20 protein-coding genes are annotated in these 25,124 nt (G+C 64.2%); 10 read left to right on the plus strand and 10 right to left on the minus strand.

The window, feature by feature from the left end:
- Window positions 1–5: 5 nt before the first annotated feature.
- Complete coding sequence (locus MLGJGCBP_RS46620) at window positions 6–2,156, plus strand: 3-hydroxyacyl-CoA dehydrogenase NAD-binding domain-containing protein (RefSeq protein WP_160097284.1); 2,151 nt, start codon at window positions 6–8, stop codon at window positions 2,154–2,156.
- A gap of 76 nt (window positions 2,157–2,232) precedes the next feature.
- Complete coding sequence (locus tag MLGJGCBP_RS46625) at window positions 2,233–2,859, plus strand: TetR/AcrR family transcriptional regulator (protein WP_160097282.1); 627 nt, start codon at window positions 2,233–2,235, stop codon at window positions 2,857–2,859.
- Here the strand turns inward: MLGJGCBP_RS46625 and MLGJGCBP_RS46630 are convergent.
- Both MLGJGCBP_RS46630 and MLGJGCBP_RS46635 read right to left on the minus strand, forming a co-directional pair.
- Window positions 2,852–3,808, minus strand: coding sequence for an NAD(P)H-dependent flavin oxidoreductase (locus MLGJGCBP_RS46630; protein ID WP_160097280.1), 957 nt, complete (start codon window positions 3,806–3,808; stop codon window positions 2,852–2,854). The genes MLGJGCBP_RS46625 and MLGJGCBP_RS46630 overlap by 8 nt on opposite strands.
- Window positions 3,809–4,265: 457 nt before the next feature.
- Window positions 4,266–5,663, minus strand: a complete 1,398-nt coding sequence (locus MLGJGCBP_RS46635; RefSeq protein ID WP_160097278.1) for an MFS transporter — start codon at window positions 5,661–5,663, stop codon at window positions 4,266–4,268.
- Window positions 5,664–5,830: 167 nt separating this feature from the next.
- Between MLGJGCBP_RS46635 and MLGJGCBP_RS46640 the strand changes: the two genes are divergently transcribed.
- The gene (locus tag MLGJGCBP_RS46640) at window positions 5,831–6,721 is read left to right on the plus strand and encodes a LysR family transcriptional regulator (RefSeq protein WP_160097275.1); all 891 of its coding nucleotides are present in this window, start codon (window positions 5,831–5,833) and stop codon (window positions 6,719–6,721) included.
- Between the two features lie 29 nt (window positions 6,722–6,750).
- Here MLGJGCBP_RS46640 and MLGJGCBP_RS46645 read toward each other — a convergent pair whose 3' ends face one another.
- Window positions 6,751–7,566 carry an alpha/beta fold hydrolase gene (locus tag MLGJGCBP_RS46645; protein WP_160097273.1) on the minus strand — a complete coding sequence of 272 codons (816 nt, stop codon included), beginning with the start codon at window positions 7,564–7,566 and terminating at the stop codon, window positions 6,751–6,753.
- Window positions 7,567–7,937: 371 nt separating this feature from the next.
- Between MLGJGCBP_RS46645 and MLGJGCBP_RS52775 the strand changes: the two genes are divergently transcribed.
- The 7 genes from MLGJGCBP_RS52775 to MLGJGCBP_RS46680 all read left to right on the plus strand — a co-directional run bounded on the left by MLGJGCBP_RS52775 (window position 7,938) and on the right by MLGJGCBP_RS46680 (window position 15,255).
- On the plus strand, window positions 7,938–8,237 hold the full coding sequence (locus MLGJGCBP_RS52775) for a hypothetical protein (RefSeq protein ID WP_236581167.1): 300 nt from the start codon (window positions 7,938–7,940) through the stop codon (window positions 8,235–8,237).
- A gap of 241 nt (window positions 8,238–8,478) precedes the next feature.
- Window positions 8,479–9,588 (plus strand): LuxR C-terminal-related transcriptional regulator, encoded by a 1,110-nt coding sequence (locus MLGJGCBP_RS46655; protein WP_160097271.1) that lies wholly within the window; start codon window positions 8,479–8,481, stop codon window positions 9,586–9,588.
- Entirely contained in the window at window positions 9,585–10,781 is a 1,197-nt protein-coding gene (locus tag MLGJGCBP_RS46660; RefSeq protein ID WP_160097269.1) for a helix-turn-helix transcriptional regulator, read from the plus strand. Before MLGJGCBP_RS46655 ends, MLGJGCBP_RS46660 begins: the two co-directional genes overlap by 4 nt.
- A gap of 344 nt (window positions 10,782–11,125) precedes the next feature.
- Window positions 11,126–11,578, plus strand: coding sequence for a ketosteroid isomerase-related protein (locus MLGJGCBP_RS46665; protein WP_160097267.1), 453 nt, complete (start codon window positions 11,126–11,128; stop codon window positions 11,576–11,578).
- 33 nt (window positions 11,579–11,611) lie between these two features.
- On the plus strand, window positions 11,612–12,115 hold the full coding sequence (locus tag MLGJGCBP_RS46670; protein WP_160097265.1) for a ketosteroid isomerase-related protein: 504 nt from the start codon (window positions 11,612–11,614) through the stop codon (window positions 12,113–12,115).
- 2 nt (window positions 12,116–12,117) lie between these two features.
- Window positions 12,118–13,692 (plus strand): AMP-binding protein, encoded by a 1,575-nt coding sequence (locus MLGJGCBP_RS46675; RefSeq protein ID WP_160097262.1) that lies wholly within the window; start codon window positions 12,118–12,120, stop codon window positions 13,690–13,692.
- Between the two features lie 63 nt (window positions 13,693–13,755).
- Window positions 13,756–15,255, plus strand: coding sequence for an aldehyde dehydrogenase family protein (locus MLGJGCBP_RS46680; protein ID WP_160097260.1), 1,500 nt, complete (start codon window positions 13,756–13,758; stop codon window positions 15,253–15,255).
- A 1,035-nt stretch (window positions 15,256–16,290) separates the two neighbouring features.
- Here MLGJGCBP_RS46680 and MLGJGCBP_RS46685 read toward each other — a convergent pair.
- From MLGJGCBP_RS46685 to MLGJGCBP_RS46715, 7 genes are read right to left on the minus strand one after another with little or no spacing between them, the layout of a single operon-like run.
- Window positions 16,291–16,893 carry a TetR/AcrR family transcriptional regulator gene (locus MLGJGCBP_RS46685; RefSeq protein WP_160097308.1) on the minus strand — a complete coding sequence of 201 codons (603 nt, stop codon included), beginning with the start codon at window positions 16,891–16,893 and terminating at the stop codon, window positions 16,291–16,293.
- A 25-nt stretch (window positions 16,894–16,918) separates the two neighbouring features.
- Window positions 16,919–18,502 (minus strand): long-chain-fatty-acid--CoA ligase, encoded by a 1,584-nt coding sequence (locus tag MLGJGCBP_RS46690; protein WP_160097258.1) that lies wholly within the window; start codon window positions 18,500–18,502, stop codon window positions 16,919–16,921.
- A gap of 28 nt (window positions 18,503–18,530) precedes the next feature.
- Window positions 18,531–19,685 carry an acyl-CoA dehydrogenase family protein gene (locus MLGJGCBP_RS46695; RefSeq protein WP_160097256.1) on the minus strand — a complete coding sequence of 385 codons (1,155 nt, stop codon included), beginning with the start codon at window positions 19,683–19,685 and terminating at the stop codon, window positions 18,531–18,533.
- A gap of 41 nt (window positions 19,686–19,726) precedes the next feature.
- Window positions 19,727–21,514 (minus strand): acyclic terpene utilization AtuA family protein, encoded by a 1,788-nt coding sequence (locus tag MLGJGCBP_RS46700; RefSeq protein ID WP_160097255.1) that lies wholly within the window; start codon window positions 21,512–21,514, stop codon window positions 19,727–19,729.
- Window positions 21,511–22,332 carry a TIGR03084 family metal-binding protein gene (locus MLGJGCBP_RS46705; protein ID WP_160097253.1) on the minus strand — a complete coding sequence of 274 codons (822 nt, stop codon included), beginning with the start codon at window positions 22,330–22,332 and terminating at the stop codon, window positions 21,511–21,513. Before MLGJGCBP_RS46705 ends, MLGJGCBP_RS46700 begins: the two co-directional genes overlap by 4 nt.
- Window positions 22,332–23,120 carry an enoyl-CoA hydratase/isomerase family protein gene (locus MLGJGCBP_RS46710; protein WP_201453099.1) on the minus strand — a complete coding sequence of 263 codons (789 nt, stop codon included), beginning with the start codon at window positions 23,118–23,120 and terminating at the stop codon, window positions 22,332–22,334. The genes MLGJGCBP_RS46705 and MLGJGCBP_RS46710 overlap by 1 nt, the downstream gene beginning before the upstream one ends.
- On the minus strand, window positions 23,121–25,124 hold the full coding sequence (locus tag MLGJGCBP_RS46715) for an acetyl/propionyl/methylcrotonyl-CoA carboxylase subunit alpha (protein ID WP_160097251.1): 2,004 nt from the start codon (window positions 25,122–25,124) through the stop codon (window positions 23,121–23,123).

The following is a 25,124-nucleotide window of genomic DNA, read 5'->3' on the forward strand; positions in this document are numbered from 1 at the left end:
ACAACATGAGTGCAACATCAACCATCACCTGGTCGCAGGATTCGGACGGAATCGTGCTGCTGACCCTCGATGATCCGGACCAGTCCGCGAACACCATGAACGACCAGTACGTCGAGTCCATGGGCAACATACTCGACCGCCTCGAGGCGGAGCGTGACTCTGTCACCGGTGTCGTGATCACGTCGGCCAAGAAGACCTTCTTCGCCGGCGGCAACCTCAACGACCTGGTCCGTGCCACCGCGCAGGACGCTGTCAAGTTCACGAATTTTGCGAACGGGATCAAGGCCCAGTTGCGGCGCCTCGAGACACTGGGCCGTCCGGTGGTGGCAGCAGTCAACGGCGCAGCCCTCGGCGGCGGCCTCGAGATCACGTTGGCCACCCATCACCGCATCGCGGTCGATGCGAAATCGGTGATCTTCGGACTGCCCGAAGTCACGCTCGGGTTGCTACCCGGTGCCGGCGGAATCACCCGGACCGTTCGGATGTTGGGACTCGAGAAGGCACTGACGAGCCTGCTTCTGACCGGTAAGTCGTTGAGCCCCGCGGCCGCGAAGACCCTCGGCCTCGTCGACGACCTGGTAACGAGCGCCGACGAACTCGTCCCCGCGGCCAAGAAGTGGATCCAGGACAATCCCGAGGGCGGTGTTCAGCCGTGGGACCGGAAGGGTTTCCGGATCCCCGGCGGTACCGCGCTCAACCCGGCGGTGACAGCGAACCTGCGCCGCACCGTGGCGGGGGCACCCGTCGAGGCGCCCCGGGCCATTCTCGCCGCCGCCGCCGAGGGAGCGTTGGTCGACCTCGACACGGCGGCGCAAATCGAGACACGCTACTTCGTCGGGCTCGTCACCGGTCAGGTATCGACCAACATGATTAAGGCCCAGTTCTTCGATCTGCAGAGGATCAAGGCCGGCGGTAGCCGACCGGAGGGGCACCCCCGGTTCTCGGCGAAGAAGGTCGGTGTGATCGGCGCCGGGATGATGGGCGCTGCGGTGGCCTATGTCTCGGCGAAGGCAGGAATCGACGTCGTGCTCCAGGACATGTCGATCGAGTCGGCCCGAAAAGGAAAGGCCTACGCCGAAAAGTTGGAGGCCAAGGCGCTCGCGCGGGGAACAACGACCGAGGAGAAGTCCGCCGCGCTGCTCGCCCGGATCACCCCGACCGACAATCCGGCCGACTTCGTTGACGTCGACTTCGTCGTCGAGGCGGTTTTCGAGAGTGTGGAGGTCAAACAGGCTGTCTTCAAGTCGATCCAGGACGTCGTCGCCCCCGACGCGGTGTTGGGCTCGAATACGTCGACGCTGCCGATCACAACGCTCGCAGAAGGCGTCGCCCGTAAGGAAGACTTCATCGGTGTGCACTTCTTCTCCCCGGTCGAACGTATGCCGCTGGTAGAGATCATCGTTGGCGCACACACCGCACCGACAACGTTAGCGAAGGCTTTCGATTTCGCGCAGCAGATCAAGAAGACCCCGATCGTGGTCAACGACAGCCGGGGCTTTTTCACCAGCCGGGTGATCACGAAGTTTCTCGACGAGGCAGCCGCCGCGGTCGGTGAGGGTGTCGAACCGGTGATCATCGAGCAGGCGGGGGCCCAGGCCGGCTATCCCGCACCCCCCTTGCAGTTGCTCGACGAGCTGACGTTGACCCTTCCTCGCAAGATTCGGCAGGAAGCCCGTGCGGCGGTCGAGGCGGACGGGGGCGTCTGGGTCGAGCACGGATCGGAGGCCGTACTCGATCGGCTGGTCGAGGAGCTCGATCGTCGGGGCCGGTCGACAGGTGGCGGCTTCTACGAGTACGACGAGTCGGGTGGCCGCGTCGGCCTGTGGCCGGGGTTGCGCGGCGCCTTCCAATCGGGGAGCACCGAGGTCCCGTTCGACGACCTCAAAGAACGGATGCTGTTCGCCGAGGCCCTCGAGTCGGTGCGCTGCCTCGACGAAGGGGTACTGACCTCGGTTGCCGACGCCAATGTCGGATCCCTCCTCGGTATCGGGTTCCCTGCCTGGACCGGAGGCGTCCTCCAGTACATCAACGGCTACCCGGGTGGGATCGCGGCGTTCGTCGAGCGGGCCCGTGTCCTTGCGTCCCGGTACGGCACTCGTTTCGAGCCGCCCGCCTCCCTGGTCGCCAAGGCCGAGCACGGAGAGACCTACGAGTAACGGCGTCAATTACGATCGGGGTTGGCACCACTGTGGGCAGTGGTGCCAACCCCGTCGAGGGCTAATCTCCGAACGGATGGAGTTGATGTCGGTGTCGATCAGTGACGCCTCGGTCAAGCGCACCCAGCAAGAACGGACGGCGATCACGCGCAGGCAGATCCTCGACGCCGCAGTCGAGGTGTTGTTCCGTGACGGCTATTCGGCCGCCACTACGTTGCGGATCCAACAGGAAGCGGGAGTATCCCGTGGCCGTCTCCTACATCAATTTCCCTCACGCGAAGCACTTCTGGTCGCCGCCGTCCAACATCTCGCGACGGCGCGTATGGAGGACTTGAGGCATCGCGACGATTGGCCGCCCGACCCCACCGAGCGCATCGACTGGGCGGTCGAGATCATGTGGCCCACCTTCCACCAGCCGTATTTCTGGGCCGCGACCGAATTGTGGCTCGCCTCACGCGCCAACGACAAGTTACGCGAAGCGCTGCTGCCGCAGGAACGCCGTCTGGGCCAACTCGTCAGAGAGACGACCGACGTGTTCTTCGGACCGGAGTTGTGTGCACGACCGCGCTACGAATTGGTACGCGAACAACTCAACACCTCGATGCGGGGTACCGCGCTGACCTATGCGCTCGATCCGCGCGACCCCGCCACCGACCCGCACCTGCACGAGTGGAAACTGGTGGCGCGGGAACTGCTTACGTGACTGCCCGTACGCCGGAGTTGTCCCGCGCCACCGATCTGGCGCGGGATTCCTCGTATTCCCGGCCGGTCTTCTCGATGAGCGTGGCGACCGAGAGGACCGCATCCACGCCGGACACGCTGTGCCCACCACTCCAGGCCGTGCGGTTACTGAGCAACCGGTCCTGGCGGAAACCCTCGGATGCGGCATCGCTGGCCGCGGCGTCCCCGGCCTGCCGATCGACCCAGCACTTGAGCAGGCTCGCCGGAATGCCACCCACCTGGGTCGAGAGCACGACGTCGTCGAGGCTCGCCTCGACCAGCGCGCGCCGATAGTCGTTGTCGGCCTGACTTTCGTCGGTAGCGATGAACTTCGTTCCCATGTACCCGAGGTCGGCGCCGAGAACCTGGGCGGCATGCAACGCGACGCCGTCACTGATACCGCCGGCCAGAACGATGGTGCCGTCGAATCGCTCGCGGACGGCGCGGACGAAGGAGAACGGGTTTGCCCAGCCCGTCTGGCCTCCGGCACCCGCGGTCAGTAGCACCAATCCGTCCACACCCAATGCGATGGCCCGCTCCGCATGCTGCAACGTCGCGACATCGGCGTAAATCTGGCAGCCGATCGCGCGTAGTGGGGCGAGAGCGGGCTCGGGTGACCCGACACTGGTGATGACGAGTTCGACGTCGTGATCGACCAGGCACGCGAGGTCTTCGCGCAGTCGTCGGTTCGATCGGTGCACCACGAGGTTCGGCGCAAAGGGCGCCGACCTCGGAACCTCGCTCAAGGCCGTCTCGATCCGGGTGAGCCAGCGGTCGAGTTCGCCGGTTGTGGACGCATTGTGGGTGGGCACGGATCCCACGACGCCTTCGCGGCACGCCGCGATGACCAGGTCGGGGCCGGAGACCTCCGTCATCGGGGCGGCGATCAACGGAAGGGTCAATCGATTCGCCAACGCTTCGGAAATGGACACGTCAGTCTCCTTGAGAGCACCACGAGAGGCGGGGGTGTACACCTAAGTAAATGCCGAGAAATGGCGACGGTGCATGCTAGGTTGAAAATCAAGCTACAACCCCGGTAAGTAAATCTCAAGATACATCGTGTGCGTCGAAGGGGGCGGGGGAGCATCGACAAGCTAGCGCGCCCGAGGCGAGCTCGGCTCACGAGCACTCCACGCCCCCGGAACCGCAGGGCCCAGATCCTGGCCGCCGCGAGCGTCCTCCCGGCCACCACCTGACCGGCAGCCGGGGCGGGCCGCACTTTCTGCTGACCCACCGAACGCGCCGAACACAGCCACACCCTCGTCACTCAATTCCGCAACAGCCCCCGTGGTTAACAAGTACTCACGGGGGCGAAGCCCACCGAACGCCTGATCCTGCAACGTCACGTATGGGCGGCGCCTGAGGAATCGGCGCTCCGACGGCAGGCGCTCAACCTGTCGCCGACGAATCCGTTTGGGCAAGGACCTTGCTCGATGATGTCGCGTCCGGCTCGTAAGTTGTGTCGAGGTCGTCGAGTGACGCGTTCGCGGTCTCCCGTGCGGACCAGGCGCCGGCCGCTGCGACCAGGCACATCACGGCAGCGAACGCGGCCGGACCGACCCATCCGCCTGTGCCTTCGCCGGCGAGGGCGGCCTGTATCGCGGGGGTGAAGCCGCCGAGGAGAATGCCCAACTGCATCCCGATGGCCATGCCGGTGTAGCGCACCTTCGCCGGAAACTGCTCAGCATAGAACGACGCCTGCACACTGTTCGCGCCCGAGAAGGCGAGCATCAACACGGCCACGCAACCCGCGATCAGCAGAACGTTGCCCGAGGCGATCGCGCCGAAATAGGGGAACCACAGCGCCGCCACGAGGAGAAGGGATCCGGACATGATCGGCCGGCGTCCCACCCGGTCGGAGAGCCTGGCCCACAGTGGTTGTGCGATCAGGCAGACGATGCTCCCACCCATTCCGGCCAGCAAGAACTGATTGGCGCCCACGCCTGCAGTTCCGGTGGCGAAGCTCAATGCGTAGACGCCGAGGGTCGTGCTGACGACCGAGAGGAAGTTGCAGACGATCACACGGAGTAGGGCTTTCCAGTAGTCACGGAATACCGCCACCAGCGGAAGTGTGGACGTGTCGTTCGCCGACGAGACGTGTACGAAGCTCTCGGTCTCGGCCACCTGCGAGCGGACGTAGAGCGCGATCAGCATGAGTGGGCCCGCCAGAAAGAATGGCAGTCGCCAGCCCCAACTCATGAAGAGGTCGTCGGGCAAGCTCGTCGCGGCGACGAAGACGAGGCTGGCCAGCAGGCTGCCGAAGACGGTGCCCTGCATGGACCAACTGGTGTAGACGCCGCGTTTGCCAGTCGGCGCATGTTCGAGTGCAAGCGCGTTGGAACCGGCCTGCTCGCCGCCTGCAGAGAGTCCCTGGAACAGTCTCATGATGACGAGAAGGGCGGGCGCGAGCATACCCATCGCGCTGTACGTGGGCAGAAACCCGATGAGAAATGTGCTCAGCCCCATCATGTTCAGTGCCAGAGTCAGGGCCTTCTTCCGGCCCAGCCGGTCACCGAGCGTTCCGAATACGATCGCGCCGAGCGGCCGGGCGACATATGCGACACCGAAAGTCGCGAACGATGCGAGCAACCCGCCTGTCGTTCCCAGCGGTCCGAAGAACTGCGGTCCGAACACCAACGCTGCAGCGGTGCCGAAAAGGAAAAAGTCGTAGTACTCGACCATGCTCCCGAGGAACGCACTCGCGGCGGCCTTGCGGCCCATGTCGCGTGATCGTGCGCCGGACGTCTCGACTACGTCTTGCTCATCGTTCGTGTCCTGTTTGGTCATGGTGCCTCCTGAACGGCGTGACAAGGGGGACGGTCGGCGTCCCACCGGTCCAAATGGTCGAGCTGTGACGTCCTACACCAGAACAGTGACATGCGACATAAATATGCGTCCAATATCAGTGTAAGATTGTCGTGATCAAGATCGCTTATCACGGCCGGGGGAGTGGCGTGCAAATCAACTGGATGTACGCCTTTGTGGCGGTCGCAGAGGAACTCCACTTCGGGCGCGCGGCGCGGCGACTGAATATCGCCCAACCGGCCGTGAGCCAGCAGATCCAGAACCTGGAGAAGTTCCTCGGAGCACGGCTGTTCGATCGAGACAAGCGATCCGTCCGGCTCACCGACGCGGGAGAAGCCTATCTCCAGCCGTGCCGCCAAGCACTGTGGTCGATAGACAATGCTGCCCAGCAGGCGCGCAATGCCGGCACCGGTGAGTACGGCCGACTGCGACTCGGCTACAACGCGGGCTTCGCACATGACCACTTCGTCGACCTGGTCCGTGCAGTCAACGATGAATACCCGCATTTGGAACTCGAAATCGACGCATCGCGACCGAATGCCGAGTTGCTGGGGCTCGTGGAGGAAGGCGCCCTGGACCTCGCTGTTCTCGGTGGCCCGGTATCCGGGACGCGCCTGGCCCGGCAGGTCGTCGCCTCGGTTCGCCTCGGTGTATTGCTCCACGCCGGCCATCCTCTGGCGAAGGAGTCCACCATCTCGATGGACCGGCTACGCGAGGAGACGTTCGTTCTGATGCGTCCCGCGCCCGGCCGGACGGTGCGGCAGATGGTCGAGGAGCTGTGCGATGTGGCGGGGTTTCGTCCCCGGCGAATCATCGAAGTCAAGGACGCGCTCACCATTCTCACCTTCATCGTGGCCGAGATCGGCGTCGGGTTCGGTATTCACCCGGCTCGCACCACGACTCCGGCTTCGACGTCGCACATTCCCATCGACGAGAGTCGTCCCACCGATATCAGCGTTGTCTGGCGGAAGGGTGCCGAGACGCCTGCGTCGCGGAATGTGCTCGAATTGGTGAGGTCTCGGTCCGCACTGTTGCAGTGATGCGAACCGAGACCGTGGTGACTGAACTGCTACGCCGTCGTCAGGTTGGTGGCCAGAAGGTTCTCGAAGGAGGCGAGTAGCAGTTCCCGTTCCTGGTAGTACGCGTTGTGAGCAGCACCGTCGGCGATGACGAGGGTGCTGTTCGGGACCAGAGAATGGGTGTTTTCCACGCCGTGCATGATGAACGGTGCTTCCTTGGAGCCGGCGAACAGCAGCAGCGGGCTGCTGATCGCCTTCAGCCCCGCGGCTGTCCGATCGGCGGCGGCCGGGTCCTCGCTCAGGAATTCGTCCTGCGAGCTCGTCATCGGGCGTCGATGGCGTGCGGCCTCGATAGCTGCCGCGGTCGAGCGGACGCGGATGTAGCGGGCGTGCTCAACCGGGTTTGCCTCGATCCAGTCCGGCGTGAACGACTCACCCACGCCCAGCCAGATTCGTTCCTCGTCGTCCAGCGCGCTGGCGATCTTGTCGTCCATCGGGAGCAATGGCCACCCCATGCCGCAGACGACGAGCGCCCGAGCCTCCGCGGGGTGGCGCAAGGCCCACCGCAGAGTTGTCATTCCGCCCATCGACTGACCGAACACCACCGGACGCGCGAGGCCGAGTTTTCCGATGAACTCTTCGAGTTCGGTGGCCCGGTCGGCCATCGGACCCTCGCGTCGAGAGTTGGCAGAGTAACCGTGGTCGTAGCTGTCGTACGCCAGCACCCGGAAACGTGGGGCCAATGCCGCGATGATCGGTTCCCAGCACGCGGCAGCCGATCCGTGGCCGTGCACGAGGACGACGGGATCACCTGTTCCTGTGTCGGTGTAGTGAATGTCGTTGCCTGCGAGTTCTATCCAAGGCATGTTTCGTCTCCTGCCGGGCGCGGAATCAGAGGTACGACAAGTACACTGCCAACGTGACTGATAATAATCCAATACCAAGATGCAATCGTCTTGATCGTCATTCCTTATCAGGTGCGCTCCGCGCCCGCGAGTACTTATTGCCGCCCGAAGGGATGTCAAGCAGTCGCGAATGGACGAGGTCGCCGTCGCCGTGCAGGTCCACAGCGCCGGCGTCTACCGACTCTTCGATACGAAGGCCGATCTCCTGGCCGCCGTGGTCGACCGGGGTGCCGAACCACTGCAGTTGGGGCTGTCGCAGGCACTGTTCTCCGCGGACACACCCCGCGAGGCAGGCTCTGGACGCCGCGGTCGATGCGTACACTACTTTCGCGATGATCCATCACGACCTGCTGACAGTGCTGACCTGCGAGGTGCTCAGCCTCCCTCCCGCCCGACGACACGCGGTGCGCAGCGCACAGCACGACTACGTCGGGCAGTGGTTCCAACTGCTGAAAGAAACCCGGCCGGATATCGGCGACACCCAGGTGCGATTCCGCGTTCACGCTGCTCTGACAATCGTCAACGACGTATCCAGGACGATGCGATTGCGCTGCATGCCCAACGTGCAAGAACGTGTGCGCCTGGCCGCTCACCGCGCATTGTATGGCCGAGACCCCACCCCCCATAGTTAAGGGCAATTCACTACGGGCCCGCGTCCACGTAGGCCACGATTTCCGTGCATACCCCCTGACTAGGTGGTATTCCCTGCAGCTTCGTTGACAACAGTGATCCGGATCACCACAATGGCAGACATAAGTAAATCGTCAGCCACGAGATGGTGGATTGAAGGTAGGTGCAGTGCCGCAGCATCCCGAGGATGGAAGTCGCCGACATGGCGGCCATGGATGCCCCGCACCTCGATATGGAGGAACAGTGAATACTCCCGCCGCCCAGCCGTCCGTCGTCCACCAGCTGAGCGAGATGGCGGCCGCGATGCGAGAGATGGCGGGGGTGGAGTCCACCGAGACCCGAAACGTGGGTGACACGATCGATGAGGCCGGTGCTTTGTCCTCCATTCTCGGGGAGATACACCAAGCCCAGGACATCCTCTACGAGCAGGCCTGCCTGACTCCCCAACACGGCCTGGAACGAGTGCTCGGTTCGCTGGCCCGCCTGCGCTCGGCGGCAGCCCGGCCCGGCCAGTTCTTCAGCAGCTCTGCCGAAGAACTGGGTACCGCAGGAAAATTCGATCGGGTTCTGGTCTCTCGCATCCAGGGTTCGATGTGGATTCCCCATACCCTGCACCTGGTCTCCGAGGCCATCTCCGCTGCGCTGCGCAACTATCTGAGCGATCTCGAGATCCCCTTGAGTGCGTCGCCGCTCGAGGCCGATGTTGTACGGCGCCGGATCCCGATGCTGGTCAGCGATGCCGGTACAGAAACGCGGACGTATCGTCCGCTCATCAGGTTGTCGAGGACCACCAGCTATGTCGTTGCGCCAGTGGTGGTCGACGGAACAGTCGTCGCCCTGCTTCATGCCGACACGAATATCTCGGGGCGGGTGCTGACGCCCGCGGACCGTGACATCGTTCGGCTCTTCGCCGACGGGCTGGGACCGGTCTACGAACGGATGGTGCTCACCGAGCGACTGCGTGAGCAGCGTGATCGGCTCGGTATGGTCTTCAGCGCCACGGAAGCAATGATCGACGACGTTCACGGTGGCCCGCTGACCCTCGACGCCCCTATAGGGATGCTGCCTCCGGTGGCTGTCGATCCTTCTCGGGAGCGCGGGTCGACGGGCGGATCGTCGGAGGTGCCGGTCGCGGGGCGACCCGAACGGCAATTGACCCCACGGGAGGTCGATGTGGTGGAACTGTTGTCGAAAGGCGCGTCCAACGCGGAAATCGCCGCCCAGCTCACCGTCTCCGAGAGCACGGTGAAATCGCACGTGAAACACATCTTCCGCAAGTTGGGTGCCACCAACAGGGCCAGCGCCATCGCGCGATACGGGAAGATGAAACGCTCGATGGGACGGACGCTATGACACAGGCATTGCTCGGAACGACGCAGCCCCAGACGGCACGGGGATCCTTGCAGGGGTGGCGCCGCAAAGACATCGAGCTGATCACCCGACTGGAGACCATCCGGGACGAGATCTTCGCTGACGTCGGTTCGACCACTCTTCCGACGATCCGGCACGAGCGCCCCGCGCATTCCGCAGAGGCGATTTCAGTCCTGACACATCACTGCATCGACGAACTGCGACAGGCGGCGGGAGCCGACACGGCGAAGGTCGAGCGACTCACCAAGACGGTGCTCGACCTGCAGCAGTTGGCGATGGATTTGTACCTCAATGAAATGGGCCGCAGGACCGAGCGTCTGGCCGAGTGTTCGGCAGGGCTCCATCGGTTGCGGACCGTCCCGAGCACCTCCGACCTCCTCGACCGCCTCTGTGAGGACGTGGCCGTTCGTTGCGGATTCCGGCGGGTGGTGTTGTCGCGAGTCGAGGCGGGCACGTGGAAACCGTGGAAGGCATACCTGGGCGAGAGCGATGAATCTGACTCATGGTTCACCGACTGGATCGATCGCGGGATACCGTTCGATGACCGGGCTCCCGAGGCGCGGTTACTGACCGATCATCGGCCCGCGATCGTCTACGACACGGAGAACACGCCTGTATACCGGCCGATCATCGTCGAGTCGGGTCGCTCACGTTCGTACGTGGTGTCGGCCCTGGTCCTCGACACCAACGTTGTCGGCCTACTTCATGCCGACCATTCCCCGGTTCCGAGCCGGATCGACGAGATCGACCGCGACGTCCTGTGGGCCTTCACCGAAGGTGTCGGATACATCTACGAACGGACGTCGCTGATGGAGCGGTTGCGGAGCCAACGTGACCAGATCAGGGAGATCCTCTCGTCGACGGTGGCGACGATGGACGAGCTGTGCGAATCGGGGATGGCCTCGGCCGGACGGACCGACTTCGATCCTGCGGGAGCCGACCCGTCGGCGGAATTCGCCTCGCGCCCCAGCTTGGTGCCTCTCGCCGAATTCACCTCCCGCGAACAAGAGGTATTCACATTGATGGCGGCGGGGGCGACCAACAACGACATCGCCGAGTCCCTCGTCATCACCGAGGGGACGGTGAAATCGCATGTCAAGCACATCCTGCGGAAGCTCGGTGCGACCAACCGTTCACAGGCCATTGCCTGGTCGATCGGCAACCGCATCGAGTAATTCGATTCGACATCACCTCGTCAACGCCCCGCCGCCCGGCCCTCTGCCGGGCGGCGGTCGTATTTCCGATGCCGAACCATGCTGGCGGGGACGCCCGTTTCGGAACTGACGACCGCACGCAACCGCGTCGGCATTCCGGACCGGACCGGCCGGCCCGGTATCGACGCCCAACCGCATCTGGCGCCCTCCGAGTATCCCCCTGTTGAGGGGTGGGTTTCCTCCCCAAGTAAGTCGCCGCCGGTGTGACCTACGCAATACCTTGAAGGTGTTCCTGAAGTGAGCGGAGCATACCGATATTCGAGTATCCGCGGGAACTACGACAACCACCGAGGAGAGCGATATTCATGAGTCATTCCTTTGCTGTCAAGTGGCTGAAGGCCTTCCGTGAGAGCCCCGAAGCGGTCGTTGCGTTGTACGCCGACGGCTTCCTCTTCGAGGATCCCATCCTCGGCCAGAAGATCACCGACAGGGACGAGCTCCTCCGTGTCTTCGCGCCGTATGCCAACAAGGACACCGAAAATGGCATCGGCATCAACAACTTTCGGATCGACGAGGTCGTCGGCGACGAGAAGTCGGCGATCTACCGGTGGACCTGGAAGGCGCCCACGGCGACCGCGTTCGTCGGTGTTCCCGCCAACGGGAAGGTGCCCGGAGCGCGGGGAATCACATTCCACATCTATAACGAAGCCGGCCTCATCACCCGGGAAGCGAGCCTGTGGGACATCGCGACGGCAGCGGCGGACCTGGGACAGCCCATCGACCCGGCCAGCGTGACCAAGTCCGCTGTTCTCGTCTGACACCGACCCTGCGCGAAAGGAACTACCAACACCATGAGTAAGCACGAAGAGCACGCCCGGCGCTGGATCACCGCGTTGACCTCCGACACAGCGGCGACGGTCGCCCTGTACGCCGACGACCTGGTCTACGACGACCACGCCGATTCCGACCACGTCACCGACACCGCCATCACCAAGGATGAGCTGGCGCCGAAGCTCGCCCCGTACGCGAACACCGACACGGCCAACGGTGTCGGCCTGCACTCCTTCGAGATCACCGACTCGTTCCCGGTGGCGGGCGTGGCCGGAAACCCGGCCGTGGTGATCCTGTGGAACTGGACGGGCACGGGTCTCGAGACCTACAAAGGAGTTCCGACCCAGGGCAAGACGCTGTCCACCCGCGGCATCACCTGGCACCAGCTCGACAGCGCCGGACAGATCGTCCGCGAAACGACGTACTGGAACGATACCCCGGTCCTGCAGGAACTCGGAATCCCGATCGTGACGCCGGAGTACTGGGTCGAGGGATTCGACCCGTCCGTTCTCGTTGGATCCTGACCATGTGGGGGCCGTTGCCGGACGTACTCGATCGGGCATGTACCTACTACAAGGACAACGTCGCGATCGTCGATGGTGATCGGCGGGTGACCTACCGTGAGCTGCTCGACTGGCGTAACCAGGTAGCGAACGGACTCGTCTCTCTGGGGCTGCAGAAAGGCGAGCGCGTCGGCCTGCTGATGCCGAACTGCTTGGAATTCATTCCCACGCAGCACGGAATCTGGGCTGCCGGCGGGGTGTTGGTGCAGATGCCTACTCGTAATGCTGCCAACGCATTCCGGTCGAGCCTCACGCAGACCGATGCCACCACGCTGATCTATCACGCCCAGTTCGACGCAGTCGTCGCCGAGATCAGAGGTGACCTGCCGAAGCTGCAGACCGTGATCCGGATCGGGAGCAGTCCGGCTTCGGCGCCCCCTGAGATCGGCGAAGTGTTCGGCTACGACGGACTCTTCCGATCGCAGCCGACGGTTCGTCCCGAGGTAGAGATCGACGTCCACGACGAGGCGTACGTCCTGTTCACCTCCGGGAGCACCGGAGACCCGAAGGGTGTCGTCAACTCACACTTCACGTGGGGCCACTACAGCATCACCGCGGGCCTCGAGATCGGCGACATCGCGTGGGGTGAGGTCTTCGCGCACGGTGCGCCCCTGACGCACTATACGCAGATCTTCGTCATGCCGACGTTCCTGCGAGGCGGCACCAACGTGATGCTGCCCGGGTTGGACGTGGACAAACTGCTGAGCACCATCGAGCAGGAGAAGGTGACCGCCACCGCGGTCGTTCCCACCATCATTTACCTGTTGCTCGACCATCCGCGCCGCGCAGCGCACGACCTGTCTTCGCTGCGGACGATGGTCTATGCGGGATCTCCCATCGCACCCGACCGGCTGCGTCAGGCGCTGGACGTGTTCGGCCCGATCTTCATCCAGGCCTACGCCGGGACCGAACCGGGGTATGTATCCTGCCTGCGCAAGAACGAGCACCGTGTGGACAGCGAGGTGTGGATCAAGCGACTCGCCTCGGCCGGTCGGCCCCTGTTCCACGTCGATGTGACAATCCAGGACGAAGCGGACCAGGTGTTGCCGCTGGGCGAACCCGGGGAAATCGTGTCCCGGCAGCTGGGGCAGATGCTCAGTTACGTCGACGTCTCACGCAACGCCGAGGCACTGCGTGACGGTTGGGTGCACACCGGCGATATCGGTCGTCTCGATGAGGACGGGTTCCTCTACATCGTGGACCGCAAGAAGGACCTGGTGGTGTCCGGCGGGTTCAACGTGTTTCCGCGACAGGTGGAGGACGCCCTGGCCGGCCATGCCGCAGTGGCGCAGGTAGCAGTGATCGGAGTCCCACACGAGAAGTGGGGCGAAGCGGTCCATGCGGTCATCGCTCTCAAGAGCGGTGTCACGGCAACCGAGCAGGAACTGATCGATCACGTCAAAAGGGAGATGGGCAGCGTTCACGCTCCCAAAACGGTGGCCTTCGTCGACACCCTCCCGGTCAATCCGGCCGGAAAGATCGACAAGAAATCGATCCGTGCCCCGTTCTGGGAAGGGCGGGCTCGCCAGATCAGCTGACCATCGAAACCTTCGACACAGCACTGCTGTCGCTAGTCACATCAGAGAAAGAGGAGCACGCCGATGAGCGTCCCGCACTACTCGCTCTATATCAACGGCGAATGGGTTGATACCGGCGAGAACTACGAAATTCGCAGCCCTGCAACCGAAGAGCTCGTCGCCACCGTCGCCAAGGGTGGCGTGGCGCAGGTCGACGAGGCCGTCGCCGCGGCCAAGGCGGCGCACGAAGAGGGCACTTGGCGGCGTACCCCGCCTGCTCAACGAGCGGCCCTGCTCAACGATGTCGCAGGCAGGCTCGGCGGCCGTATCGACGAGCTCGCCGCGCTCCAGACACGTGAGAACGGCGCCACCATCCGGATCACCGGGGCCCTGCATATCGGGTTGTCGATCGCTCAGATGCAGTACCTGGCCGACCAGGCCGCCACCTACGAATTCGAGACGGCGGGCCCCGAGATCGGTCCGGTGCCGGCCGAAGGCATCGTCCGGCGCGAGCCGCTGGGTGTGGTGGCGGCAATCGTGCCGTGGAACATTCCGCTGCTGGTCATCGTGTGGAAGATCGCGCCTGCCCTCGCAGCGGGCAACACGGTCGTCCTCAAGCCCGACGAGCATGCACCCCTGGTGGCGCTCGAGTTGGCGAAGGAGTTCGAGGCGGCCGGGTTGCCGCCCGGCGTGCTCAATGTGGTGACCGGCGACGGCGAACCCGTCGGCGCGCACCTCAGCGGACACCCCGACGTACGCAAGGTGGCCTTCACCGGTTCCACCGCGGTCGGCAAGAGCATCCTGCGCCAATCGGCCGACACGGTGAAGCGAGTGACCCTCGAACTCGGCGGCAAGGGACCGAACATCATTCTCGACAGCGCCGACCTCGACACCGCGATCGACGGTTCGCTGTTCGCAGCCCTTGCCAACAACGGCCAGGCCTGTGAAGCCGGTACCCGACTGCTGATTCCTTCGAGCAAACGCGACGAGATCGTCTCACGACTGGTCGAGCGCGCACGCACACTGAAGGTCGGCGATCCACTCGACCCCGCAACCGGAGTCGGACCGATCATCTCCAAGGTCCAGCACCAGCGGATCCTCGACTACTTCGCGATCGCGGAAACCGAGGGTGCCAAGGCCGTGGTCGGCGGCGGCGTTCCCACCGGTCCCGGGTTCGACAAGGGCTATTGGATCGAGCCGACAATCTTCGTCGGTGTGACCAACGACGCCAGGATCGCACGTGAAGAGGTGTTCGGACCGGTCCTCGTCGTGCTCACCTACGACTCGGTCGACGAGGCGATCAAGATCGCCAACGACACCGACTACGGACTGTCCGCGGGAGTATGGGGCGACGAGGCACAGGCGATCGAGATCGCCCGCGAACTCGATGCCGGCATGGTGTGGATCAACGACTGGCACGTCATCCATCCCGCCTACCCGTTCGGTGGATTCAAGCAGAGCGGCCTGGGCCGCGAGGGCGGCCCGGACGCACTCGACGAGTACACCGAGGCGAAGTTCATCTCATTGAACCGCTCACCCGGTCCGGAAGCGCGTGCCTTCGCAATCGTGATCGACCCGGCCTGACATCTTGCCCCTGCACGATTCATCCCTCGGGATCGTGCAGGGGCTACAGGCGGGGCCTCGGTAGTGGAGGCGCAGCCACGCACGTCGGCGGGTCAACTGTGGAGCAAACGCCAGATTGCTTCGGTTCGAACACCTGACCGGGGACTGGCATCCCACCGCCATGAACATCGCAAACCCTGTCCGAATCTGTACCGAGTCCAGCAGCATCGTTGACCGTCCGATCAGATGTCGATGCGTAGGCCGGGATTCTCGAGGGTGTGTGAATAGCATCCCGATTCTGGGAGAAACCGATGCCCACACCCCCTTACGAGGCGCCGCTGAACCTGGCGATGCGCACTCTTGCCACATGCGGCCTGTGGGCATTGACGGCGCTGCTTCTGGCATATGCAGTCCGACGATCGCTTCGCGAGCGGAGTCCCTTGGGGCAGGATTTCCCACGACTATCGCCATAAATTCATCTCACCCATCTACTGGGTTGCTGTGGGGCACGGGTTTCATCAGCGTTGCCTTCGCAGCAACCGCGTTGTGGTGTACGTCCCAGATGCTAGTAATCCCGCTAGATCGGCACCCGCTCAATGCACCGTCAGATGTACTGCGCACCCAACCCAGCGCAACTTCGTAGCGACCGCGAGCGCGTCGACCAGCGCAATGGGTGGTCAACCTCAACACATTCGATGCTGTCACGATGCGTGGAAGCGCAATTCACGTCCACGCGATGCTGGATCACACGCAGAATCGCCATCCGATTCTGCGCACCGCCGAGCGAAGAGACCAAGAGTTGGCCTTTCGAGCCGGTGGGCACGCGATATTTTCTCCTGACGTGACGGACACCTCGGTGGGCCTCGTCGCGGTCAGCTGGCTGGCCGCGAAGGGTGAGGGTCTTCCCTGCGTCGCCGGTGGAGCGGCGAATCTCTTCCCCACGGCCCGGGGCCAGGCGAGATGGCGCACCGGGAGACGGTCCGGCGGCGCCTGACGAGCTGCCTCGACAGCGCATCGTGTGTGCGGATGCCGGGCCCACACACGCGTGCCCTGTGGCTAGGCCCGTGCCGGTGCGACGCCGAGGATTGCCAGCGCCGAATCTGCGAGAATCTGCCGTAAGCGATCGATGGGGAGACCCACGCTGTGGAACAGGGTGGACTGAATAGCGCCGATCGCGGCGTGCACCACAGCCCGGGCTTCTCCGTCGTCAAGGTCCGAGCGCAGTTCGTCGACCAGGTGCACCCACTCCTCGAGATAGAGCCGCTGCTTTCGGCGCAGGCGGCGGCGGTCGTCTTCGGGGAGGTTGTGGATTTCGTTGTGGTAGACCTGCGCGACCTCTCGTTTCCCAACAACGAATTCGATCTGTCCTTCGACCAGCTCACGCAGTGCCTGCTCGAGTCCGATGCCGCTGTCGAGGGTGCGCTCCGCGTCGTCGAGCAGGCGGTCTATCGCGCTGTCGAAGAGTTCGACGAGGACTGCGGACTTGCTGTCGAAGTGCCGGTAGATCGCTGAACCGGTGATTCCGGACGCGGCACCGATTTCGGCCATCGACACGGAATTGAAGCCATTGCGCGCCACCAGGTCGGCCGCGGCGGCCAAGATCCGGTAGCGGCGCGCCGGGTCCCGCGTGCGTACCGGCTCCACTCTGTCGTCGATCATCCCACTACTCTCCACCATCGTCGTATCACCTTCTTTCATAGTGCTCGGCAAACCTGTCCCGAACCACGTTCTTCTGGATCTTGCCAGTCGAGGTTCGGGGGAGCGCATCTACCACGATGATCGACTTGGGGGTCTTGTACGGATCGATCAATCGCTTGATCTTGTCGATCAGCGCCGCGGAATCGACCGTTGCGCCGGATGCCGGCACCACGACCGCGGTGATCGCCTCGCTCCAGCGATGATGGGGGAGCCCGATGACAGCTGCTTCCGCGATGTGGGGATCGGCCTGATAGATGGCGCGCTCCACCTCGAGGGAGGAGACGTTCTCGCCGCCGGTCTTGATGACGTCCTTGAACCGGTCGCTGAACCAGAGGATGCCGTCGTTATCGAATCGTCCGATATCGCCGGAATGGAACCACCCGTGGGCGAAGGCCTCGGACGTTGCCTCCGGGTTGTCCAGGTACTCGGTCATGGTGTGTGGGCTGCGGTAGACGATCTCCCCCTGGTCCCCCGCAGGCAGGAGTTCCCCGTCCGGTGCCATGATCGCCGCTTGCACCCCGATCACCGGCGTTCCGACAGCGCCGGTGTGGGTCAACTGGTGTTCGGGACGGAAGAGCGTGGTCGTCGGACTCATTTCCGTCTGGCCGAACAATAGGTAGAAGTCGCATGCAAAGACTTCGATGCAGCGTTCGATGAGATGCCGCGGCATGGGCGCCATGGCGTACAGCGCGCGGCGAAGGGAGGAGAGATCGCGGGAACCGATGTCCGAATGCTCGAGCATCTCGCTGTACATCATGGGGAGGGCGAAGATCTGGGTGATTCGTTCGTGTTCGATGAGCGCCAACAGGCGCCGAGCGTCGAAGCGGCGTTCGATGAAGACTGTGGCTCCGACGAGGATCGCGGCGGTGCAGTGGGTATTGAGTTGCGCGGTGTGGAACATCGGCATCATTGCGACGAACCGGTCGTCCTCGCGGAACTGAGCCTCGAGCGCCATGGTCATCGACTCGAGGTAGATGGCGGCGTGGTTTCCGACCACCCCTTTCGGGGATGAGGTGGTTCCGCTGGTGTATAGGTATGACAGCGGTGCGCGGTCGGCGATCACATGCTCAGGTTCGGAATCCGGCGAACCGCCAGCCAGTTCCGCGAAGGCGGTTACGGTGGGATCGCCTGCGTTGACGTCGCCGTCGATGAGAAAGATGTCAATGACGCTGACTGCATCGGCGAGAGCATCGTGGACTCGCGGTAGGAACTCGTTTTCGACGACAATCGCTCTGGCCGCGGAATGTCGGAGAACGTAGGAGATTTCGCTGGTGCCCCAGCCAAGATTGATAGGGACGCACACGAGCCCCAGTTTCGCGCAGGCGTAGTAGGTGACGAGGAACTCCGCGCAATTGCCGGACGCGAGTGCGAGCGCGTCGCCGCCTCGCAGACCGTGGCGGTGTAGGCCGTGTGCGACACGGTTGACCCAGCTGTTGAACTCGCGGTAGGTGAATCGACGGTCCCCGTCGACCAGCGCCAGTGCCGCGGGTCTGCGCCAGGCCGCCCGGGTGAGGCTGTCACCGACGTTGATCCGGTGGATCAGGTTGCAACCGATTTCGGTGGTGGACATCGTGTTCCTCAGCTCGTGGAAGGCGCTTTCAGTAGGACCGGGGAAGTTGCAAGCTGTGTTGGGCTACGTAGTTGAGGATCATCTCGCGGCTCACAGGGGCGATCCGGAGGAGCCGGGCAAGTCCCCACTGCGGGAGAAGTCCGTACTCGTTGCTCAGTCCGTTGCCGCCGTGGGTCTGGATGGCGGCATCTGCCGCCGCGACAGCGGCCTCGGCGGCTGCGTATTTCGCCACGTTCGATGCCTCGGCCGCGGGTTTTCCGTGCTCGTACAACCATGCGGCCTTCGCGGTGGCCAAGGCCGCCAGTTGCACCTCGATCTGCGCCTTCGCCAGCGGGTGGGACAGTCCCTGATGCATGCCGATCGGCTGGCCCCAGACCGTACGTGTTCGGGCGTACTCGGCCGCGCGGGTCAAGGTGAACCTACCGACCCCGACACAGATCGCGGCGCCGGTGATTCGCTCGGGGTTGAGGCCGTCGAAGACCTGGGAGAAACCCTCGTGCTCGACCCCCAGCAGGGCGTCGGCCGGAACACGAACATTGTCGAAGTGCAGGGTGAATTGCTTTTCGGGGAGCGCGACCCCGACTGGGAGCGCGTGTTTGACCAATCCCGGGGCATCGGTGGGGATCAGGAACAAGGACAGTTGTGCCCGGCCGGTCGCCTCGTCGTGCCCGGTACGGGCGACGACCACGAGTGCTTCCGCCTCATCGACACCTGAGATGTAGTACTTCGTGCCGTTCAGCACGTAGTCGCCGCCGTCGCGAACGGCGTGCGTGGACAGTTGGTGCGTGTTAGAACCCGCGTCGGGCTCGGTGATCGCGAAGACCACTTTGGTCTCTCCCGAGGCCATTCCTGGTAGCCATCGTTGCCGTTGGTCGGCGCTGCCGTATTTGGCGATCAATTCCCCGGAGATAGCGCTGGAGACGAGTAGGAGCAGGAGCGGACAGCCGTGGGCGGCGGTTTCCTCGCAGACCAGTGCCAGCTCCGTCATGCCGGCGCCGCCCCCGCCGTACTCTTCGGGGAGGTTGATTCCGATGAATCCGCTGCTTCCGAGTGCCTTCCATAATTCTGTGGTCGGTTCGTGGGCCAATGCGTGGCGGGTGTAATAGTCGGGACCGAACTTGGTGGTGATGGCGGCGACCGCCTCGCGGATCGCGACGTGCTCGTCGGATTCGGTGAACTCCATGGTGATTCCTCGGGTGAGGGCGGCGGTCGCCGCCGGTGGTGTCAGTTGGTCTCGGGGAGCAATGCTGTCGGGATGTCGGTGTGCCGGGCACGCAGGTACTCACCGAGACTCTTGGCCTGTGCATCCGTGCGGGTCGAGGACGCCACTCCGTCGCCCAGGAATCCGACGATGACGAAGTTCAGTGCCCGGAGATTGGGGAGCTCGTAGCGGTGTACGGGCAGAGATGCTGCCTCGGGGACCAGGTCGAGGAACTTTTCGACGGTCAGGTGCCGGCGCAGCCAGTCCCACCGCTCCGGGCTATCGGTCCACACACCGACATTTGCCTTGCCGCCCTTGTCGCCGGAGCGGGCGGCAACGACGGACCCCAGCGGGAGACGAGTGGTCGGTGCCGGGTCGGCCGCGTCGTGTGGGGTCGACGTTGTCGGTGTCGGTGCCGGTGTCTGGGTCCGCGGGCAGTGGTCGATGAGTTCCTTGGTTCCGTCGGCGTGGAGGACCACATGTTCGATTTCGTTGGCCGGGATGAGCGAGGGCCAGTAGACCCCGAATTCCGATGCCGAAGACGGCGGGGTGGTGGTGTGGAAGCCTGCGTAGCCGGCGACGGCGATCTCGGTGACCGAGTTGGAGAAGGCGCGGTCGACCTTGGCGCGATCGGCGTCTTTGACGGTTATCCGTAGGTGCGCGGTCGATTGGGCGGCGGTGGGCGGGTTGGGAATGTCGTAGCGGAGCAGTTGGATGTCGACGTCGTCGAACTTTTCTTGCCCGCCGAGGATCTCGAACAGTTCGTCGACCGCCCAAGCGGCCTTTTCTTCGATGTCGAGTCCGGTGAGGACCAATGTCATTGTGTTGCGGAAGCCGCCGATGTAGTTCATCGCCACCTTCAGGTCGGGCGGCGGGGGGCTTCCCGTGGTCCCGGCCACCCGGACGCGGTCGGTCCCTTCTTGGGTGATCTCGATCGTCTCGAAGTGTGCGGCGACGTCGGGGTTCAGGTAGAGCGGGCCGTCGATCTCGTACAACAACTGGGCGGTGACGGTGCCCACGGACACCAGGCCTCCGGTTCCGGGGTCCTTGGTGATGACAAAGCTCCCGTCGTGAGCAACTTCGGCGATCGGGGAGCCCGGGTACCGGCGATCGTGCACTTCCCGGATCTGTGAATAGTTGCCCCCGGTCGCCTGCGGGCCGCACTCGATGATGTGACCGGCCGCCACCGCCCCGGCGAGGGCGTCGAAGTCGGTCCGCGCCCAACCGTGCCACCATGCGCACGTGCCGACAACGAGTGCGGCGTCGGTGACGCGTGGACAGATCACCACGTCGGCACCGTTGCGCAGGGCTGCGGCGATACCCCAGCCCCCGAGATAGGCGTTCGCCGACACCGGACTCACCCCGGCCTCCGCCAGCGTGCTGCCCTTGTCGAGGTGCCGGAACTCGTGCCCCTCGGCCTGGAGCGATTCGAGCCGGGGCCGGATGTCATCGCCCTCGAGATGCGCGACGGACAAGTCGAGCCCCTGATCGGCGATGAGCTTGCGAACCTCGTCGGCGAGTCCGGCGGGATTGAGGCCACCCGCATTCACAACGATCTTGATTCCCTTGGCGGCGCAGTCGGCGAGGGACTGACGGGCCTGGGTGAGAAAGGTTTTCGCGTAGCCGGTCGTGGGATCCTTCTTGCGGGCCTTCCACAGGATGAGCATGGTCAGTTCGGCGAGATAGTCGCCGGTGATCACATCGACCGGGCCACCGTCGACCATGTCACGGAAGGCCGAGAGTCGGTCGCCGTAAAATCCCGATGCGTTGCCGACACGGATCGGCCGACGCGGGGCGTCAGACTCTCTCATCGGTTTCCTCCAGTGATTGACGGGGCGGTGAGACTGGGTCGGCCGCTGCCGGGAGCACCGGCAAAGGCTTGGGCTATGCCCATCCAGGCGCGGGCGACGGGACCGGTGACGACGAGGCGAGTGTCGGCCACATTGCGCCGTTGAGTGACGACGAGGACGAAGTCCTCCGCCGGACCCACAACGGAGTTCTCCGCATCAGCGGGTCCCCACGTCCACGCGCTTGCATCGGGGTCCGGAGCTTGAAGCGCCACTCGGACAGCGTGGTCGGGCACGGGCAGCCCGTTGAGCTGATGCGCGAAGGCGAAGGTACTCACCCCCAGGTGCGCGACGCTGCGCAGACCCGGACTGCTTGCGTGCCGTACGCCGAGCGCATCGTAGATATCCCGGCCGTGTGCCCACGTCTCCATCAGCCGTGCGGTTGCCGACGAGGCGACACTCATGTCGGGGCCGTACCAGGGCATGCGCGCCTTGGGAGCAGTCCGTCGCAGCGTCTTGATCAGCTCGCTTCGAGAGTGGACGAACCACTCGATCAGGTCCCGATGGGACATCGTCCGCAGATCACGAGCAATCCGATCCGGAAAGTCCATGCCGCCGGCGATCAGGACGGCGGATTCTTCGCGGAACCGTTCGGGATCCTCCATCGCGGTTCTTGCAGCGTCGTCGAAGAATGCCAGATGTGAGACCTGATCGCGCACGGCCCAGCCGTCTGCGGGAGTGTCGATCTCCCATTGATCCGGTGTGAGGCCACGAAGAACGACGATCAGCCGTACGGTTTCGACGTCGAGGTCGTCGAGAAGTGCCTCATAGTCCAGCGCCATCATCGCCCCTTCCAGTGGGGGCGCCGCTTTTCGCTGAAGGCGAGCATTCCCTCTTGTGCGTCTTCGCTGAGGTAGACCGGTTCCCAGATCTCTTCGGCCATCTCGAACGCCGCCGACAGTGCATACTCGGCGGTCAGCTTGGCTGTCTTCTTCCCGGCATCCACCGACAGTGGGGCATTCGCGGCGATCAACTCGGCGAACTTCTGTGTCGCCTCAACAAGCTCGTCGGGTTCGACGATCCGGTTGACGAATCCAATCTCATAGGCCCGCTGAGCTGTCAAAGGAGCACCGGTCAGGACGATCTCCATCGCAATCCGCTGGGGCACCATCAGCGGAAGGGGAGCCGCCCAGGGCGAGCCACGGCCGATCTTCACCTCGGAGATGGCGAAGGTCGCCGTAGTCGAGGCGATGCAGAGGTCGCAGGTCTGTGCCAGGAGGAAGCCGCCGGCGAAGGCGGCACCGTTGACGGCGGCGATCGTGGGCTTGTCGACTGCGATGTTTCGTCCGAACTGGGGGACGAAGTCGACGGGGGGGACCGTGAGTTGTTCCTGGCTCATTTCCTTGAGATCGCCACCGGCGCAGAACGCCTTGTCGCCGCTGCCGGTGAGGACGAGGACCTTTGCGGATTCGTCGTCATTGAAGCGCCGCACTCCGGCGAACAGGCCGTCCCGGACTGCGCGGTTGAGACTGTTACGGGCATCGGGCCGGTTGATCGTGAGCCATGCGATGGAATTTCGCACCTCGTAGGTGACCGCCACGGTGGATGTGGTGGATGTGTCGGGTGTCATCTATGCGTCCTCCTGCCCGTCGTGCACCACGGCGAGCACGGTGCCGGAGTCGACCTGCTGCCCAACCGAGACGGGGATCTTCGTCACCACTCCGTCGATGGGGGCCTTGATCGTGTGCTCCATCTTCATGGCCTCGAGTACGACGACGGCGGCGCCGGCGGTGATTCCTTGTCCCTCGGACACCTCGATCCTCACCACGGCGCCGGGCATCGGAGCCAGGAGGGAACCGGATTCCTGCACATCGCTCGGGTCGGGGAATCGCTCCACCTCGTGCAGTTCGGTGGCGCCGAGGGCGCTGTTGACGAAATGCGCGGCCCCGTCGCGGACGATCGTATAGCGGCGGCGAACACCGTCGATGACCGCGTCGACCAGGGTGGGCGCGACGTCGAGAAGTTCGATCTGCTCGATCCTGCGACCGTCGACGGTGGCGTCGATCCGGTCGCGGAGGAACCCGTACCGAACCTCGATCTCGGTATCGCCGTGGCCGAACACCACGGATTGGGATGCACTGCGGACGGTACGGAAGCCGGACGGGAGCCCGGGCAACGTCGCAGTCGCGGCGCGGCGATCGGCCTGGGCCGCGAGCGCTGCAACGATCGCGTGCGTCGCCGCGGTGGTCTCGCCCTGGACGCGGCCGGCGGTCAGAGCGGTCAGCGAGTGCCGGTCGAGGTATCCGGTATCGGTCTGCCCATTGCGGAACTCGGGCTCGCGGAGGATGCCGATCAGCAGATCGCGGTTGGTCGTGACCCCGTGGATCAGCGATTCGTCCATGGCTCGGGCCACCCGGTCGCAGGCTTCTTCCCGGGTACTACCGAATCCGATCACCTTCGCCAGCATCGGATCGTAGAAGGTACTGACCGTGGACCCGGAGGCGAATCCCGCGTCGACGCGGATTCCGGGGAGGTCGGCGATCTCAAAGGTGGTCAACTTCCCGGACACGGGCACGAACCCGGCCGGTACGTCCTCGGCGTAGAGGCGAACCTCGATCGCGTGTCCGTTGAACTCCGGTGACTCGATCTCCGGGGGCAGCTTCTGGCCGGCGGCGACGAGGAGCTGCCCGCGCACCAGGTCTGTCCCGGTGACGAGTTCGGTGACCGGATGTTCGACCTGAAGCCTCGTGTTGACCTCGAGGAAATAGAAGGCGCCGTCCGGTGCCATGACGAATTCGACGGTGCCGGCGCCCTCGTAGTTGAGCGCCTTACCAGCCGAGACCGCGGCGCTGCCGAGTTCTTCCCGCAACTCGCGGTCGACGGCCGTCGAGGGAGACTCCTCGACGATCTTTTGGTATCGACGCTGAATGGAGCACTCGCGTTCACCCAGATGGACGACGTTGCCGAAGCTGTCACCAAAAATCTGCACTTCGATGTGCCGCGGCGACTGGACGAACTTCTCCAGGAAGACGGTGCCGTTACCGAACGCCGACTGTGCCTCACGGCGGGCGCTGCGGACCGCCTCGACGATCTCGTCGCGGTCGGTGACGATCCGCATCCCGCGGCCGCCACCACCGAACGCGGCCTTGACCAGGACCGGTAGTCCGATGTCGTCCGCCGCTGACCGCAGCCGCTCCGGATCTTCGTCGGATTCGTTCTCGATCACCATCCCGGGCAGCACGGGGACTCCCGCATCCGCCATGATGCGTTTGGCCTCGATCTTCGATCCCATCGCGGCGATCGCCTCGGGCGAGGGACCGACGAAGATGATCCCCTCGGCTTTGCATCGTCGTGCGAAATCTTCGTTCTCCGAGAGGAACCCGTATCCCGGGTGGATGGCGTTCGCGCCGGTTCGGTGCGCGGCCGCGATTACCAGATCGACCCGCAGGTAGGTGTCGGTGGGGGTGGTGCCGGGCAGGTGGATGGATTCGTCGGCCTCGAGCACGTACGGGGAGTGGCGATCGGCGTCGGAATAGAGCGCCACCGTCGAGATGTCCATTTCGCGCGCCGTCCTGATGATGCGCGACGCGATTTCGCCTCGGTTGGCGATCAGCAGTTTGGTGATCGTTGACAC

The organism is Rhodococcus sp. T7, from assembly GCF_009872365.1.
Lineage (GTDB): Bacteria > Actinomycetota > Actinomycetes > Mycobacteriales > Mycobacteriaceae > Rhodococcus_F.

Coding starts and splice junctions, on each gene's coding strand:
- MLGJGCBP_RS46685 (WP_160097308.1), bottom strand. CDS start 16,893: ATGATCGACGACAGAGTGGAGCCGGTACGCACGCGGGACCCGGCGCGC.
- MLGJGCBP_RS46635 (WP_160097278.1), bottom strand. CDS start 5,663: ATGACCAAACAGGACACGAACGATGAGCAAGACGTAGTCGAGACGTCC.
- MLGJGCBP_RS46700 (WP_160097255.1), bottom strand. CDS start 21,514: ATGAGAGAGTCTGACGCCCCGCGTCGGCCGATCCGTGTCGGCAACGCA.
- MLGJGCBP_RS46710 (WP_201453099.1), bottom strand. CDS start 23,120: ATGACACCCGACACATCCACCACATCCACCGTGGCGGTCACCTACGAG.
- MLGJGCBP_RS52775 (WP_236581167.1), top strand. CDS start 7,938: ATGATCCATCACGACCTGCTGACAGTGCTGACCTGCGAGGTGCTCAGC.
- MLGJGCBP_RS46680 (WP_160097260.1), top strand. CDS start 13,756: ATGAGCGTCCCGCACTACTCGCTCTATATCAACGGCGAATGGGTTGAT.
- MLGJGCBP_RS46660 (WP_160097269.1), top strand. CDS start 9,585: ATGACACAGGCATTGCTCGGAACGACGCAGCCCCAGACGGCACGGGGA.
- MLGJGCBP_RS46620 (WP_160097284.1), top strand. CDS start 6: ATGAGTGCAACATCAACCATCACCTGGTCGCAGGATTCGGACGGAATC.
- MLGJGCBP_RS46645 (WP_160097273.1), bottom strand. CDS start 7,566: ATGCCTTGGATAGAACTCGCAGGCAACGACATTCACTACACCGACACA.
- MLGJGCBP_RS46625 (WP_160097282.1), top strand. CDS start 2,233: ATGGAGTTGATGTCGGTGTCGATCAGTGACGCCTCGGTCAAGCGCACC.
- MLGJGCBP_RS46705 (WP_160097253.1), bottom strand. CDS start 22,332: ATGGCGCTGGACTATGAGGCACTTCTCGACGACCTCGACGTCGAAACC.
- MLGJGCBP_RS46665 (WP_160097267.1), top strand. CDS start 11,126: ATGAGTCATTCCTTTGCTGTCAAGTGGCTGAAGGCCTTCCGTGAGAGC.
- MLGJGCBP_RS46670 (WP_160097265.1), top strand. CDS start 11,612: ATGAGTAAGCACGAAGAGCACGCCCGGCGCTGGATCACCGCGTTGACC.
- MLGJGCBP_RS46695 (WP_160097256.1), bottom strand. CDS start 19,685: ATGGAGTTCACCGAATCCGACGAGCACGTCGCGATCCGCGAGGCGGTC.
- MLGJGCBP_RS46690 (WP_160097258.1), bottom strand. CDS start 18,502: ATGTCCACCACCGAAATCGGTTGCAACCTGATCCACCGGATCAACGTC.
- MLGJGCBP_RS46675 (WP_160097262.1), top strand. CDS start 12,118: ATGTGGGGGCCGTTGCCGGACGTACTCGATCGGGCATGTACCTACTAC.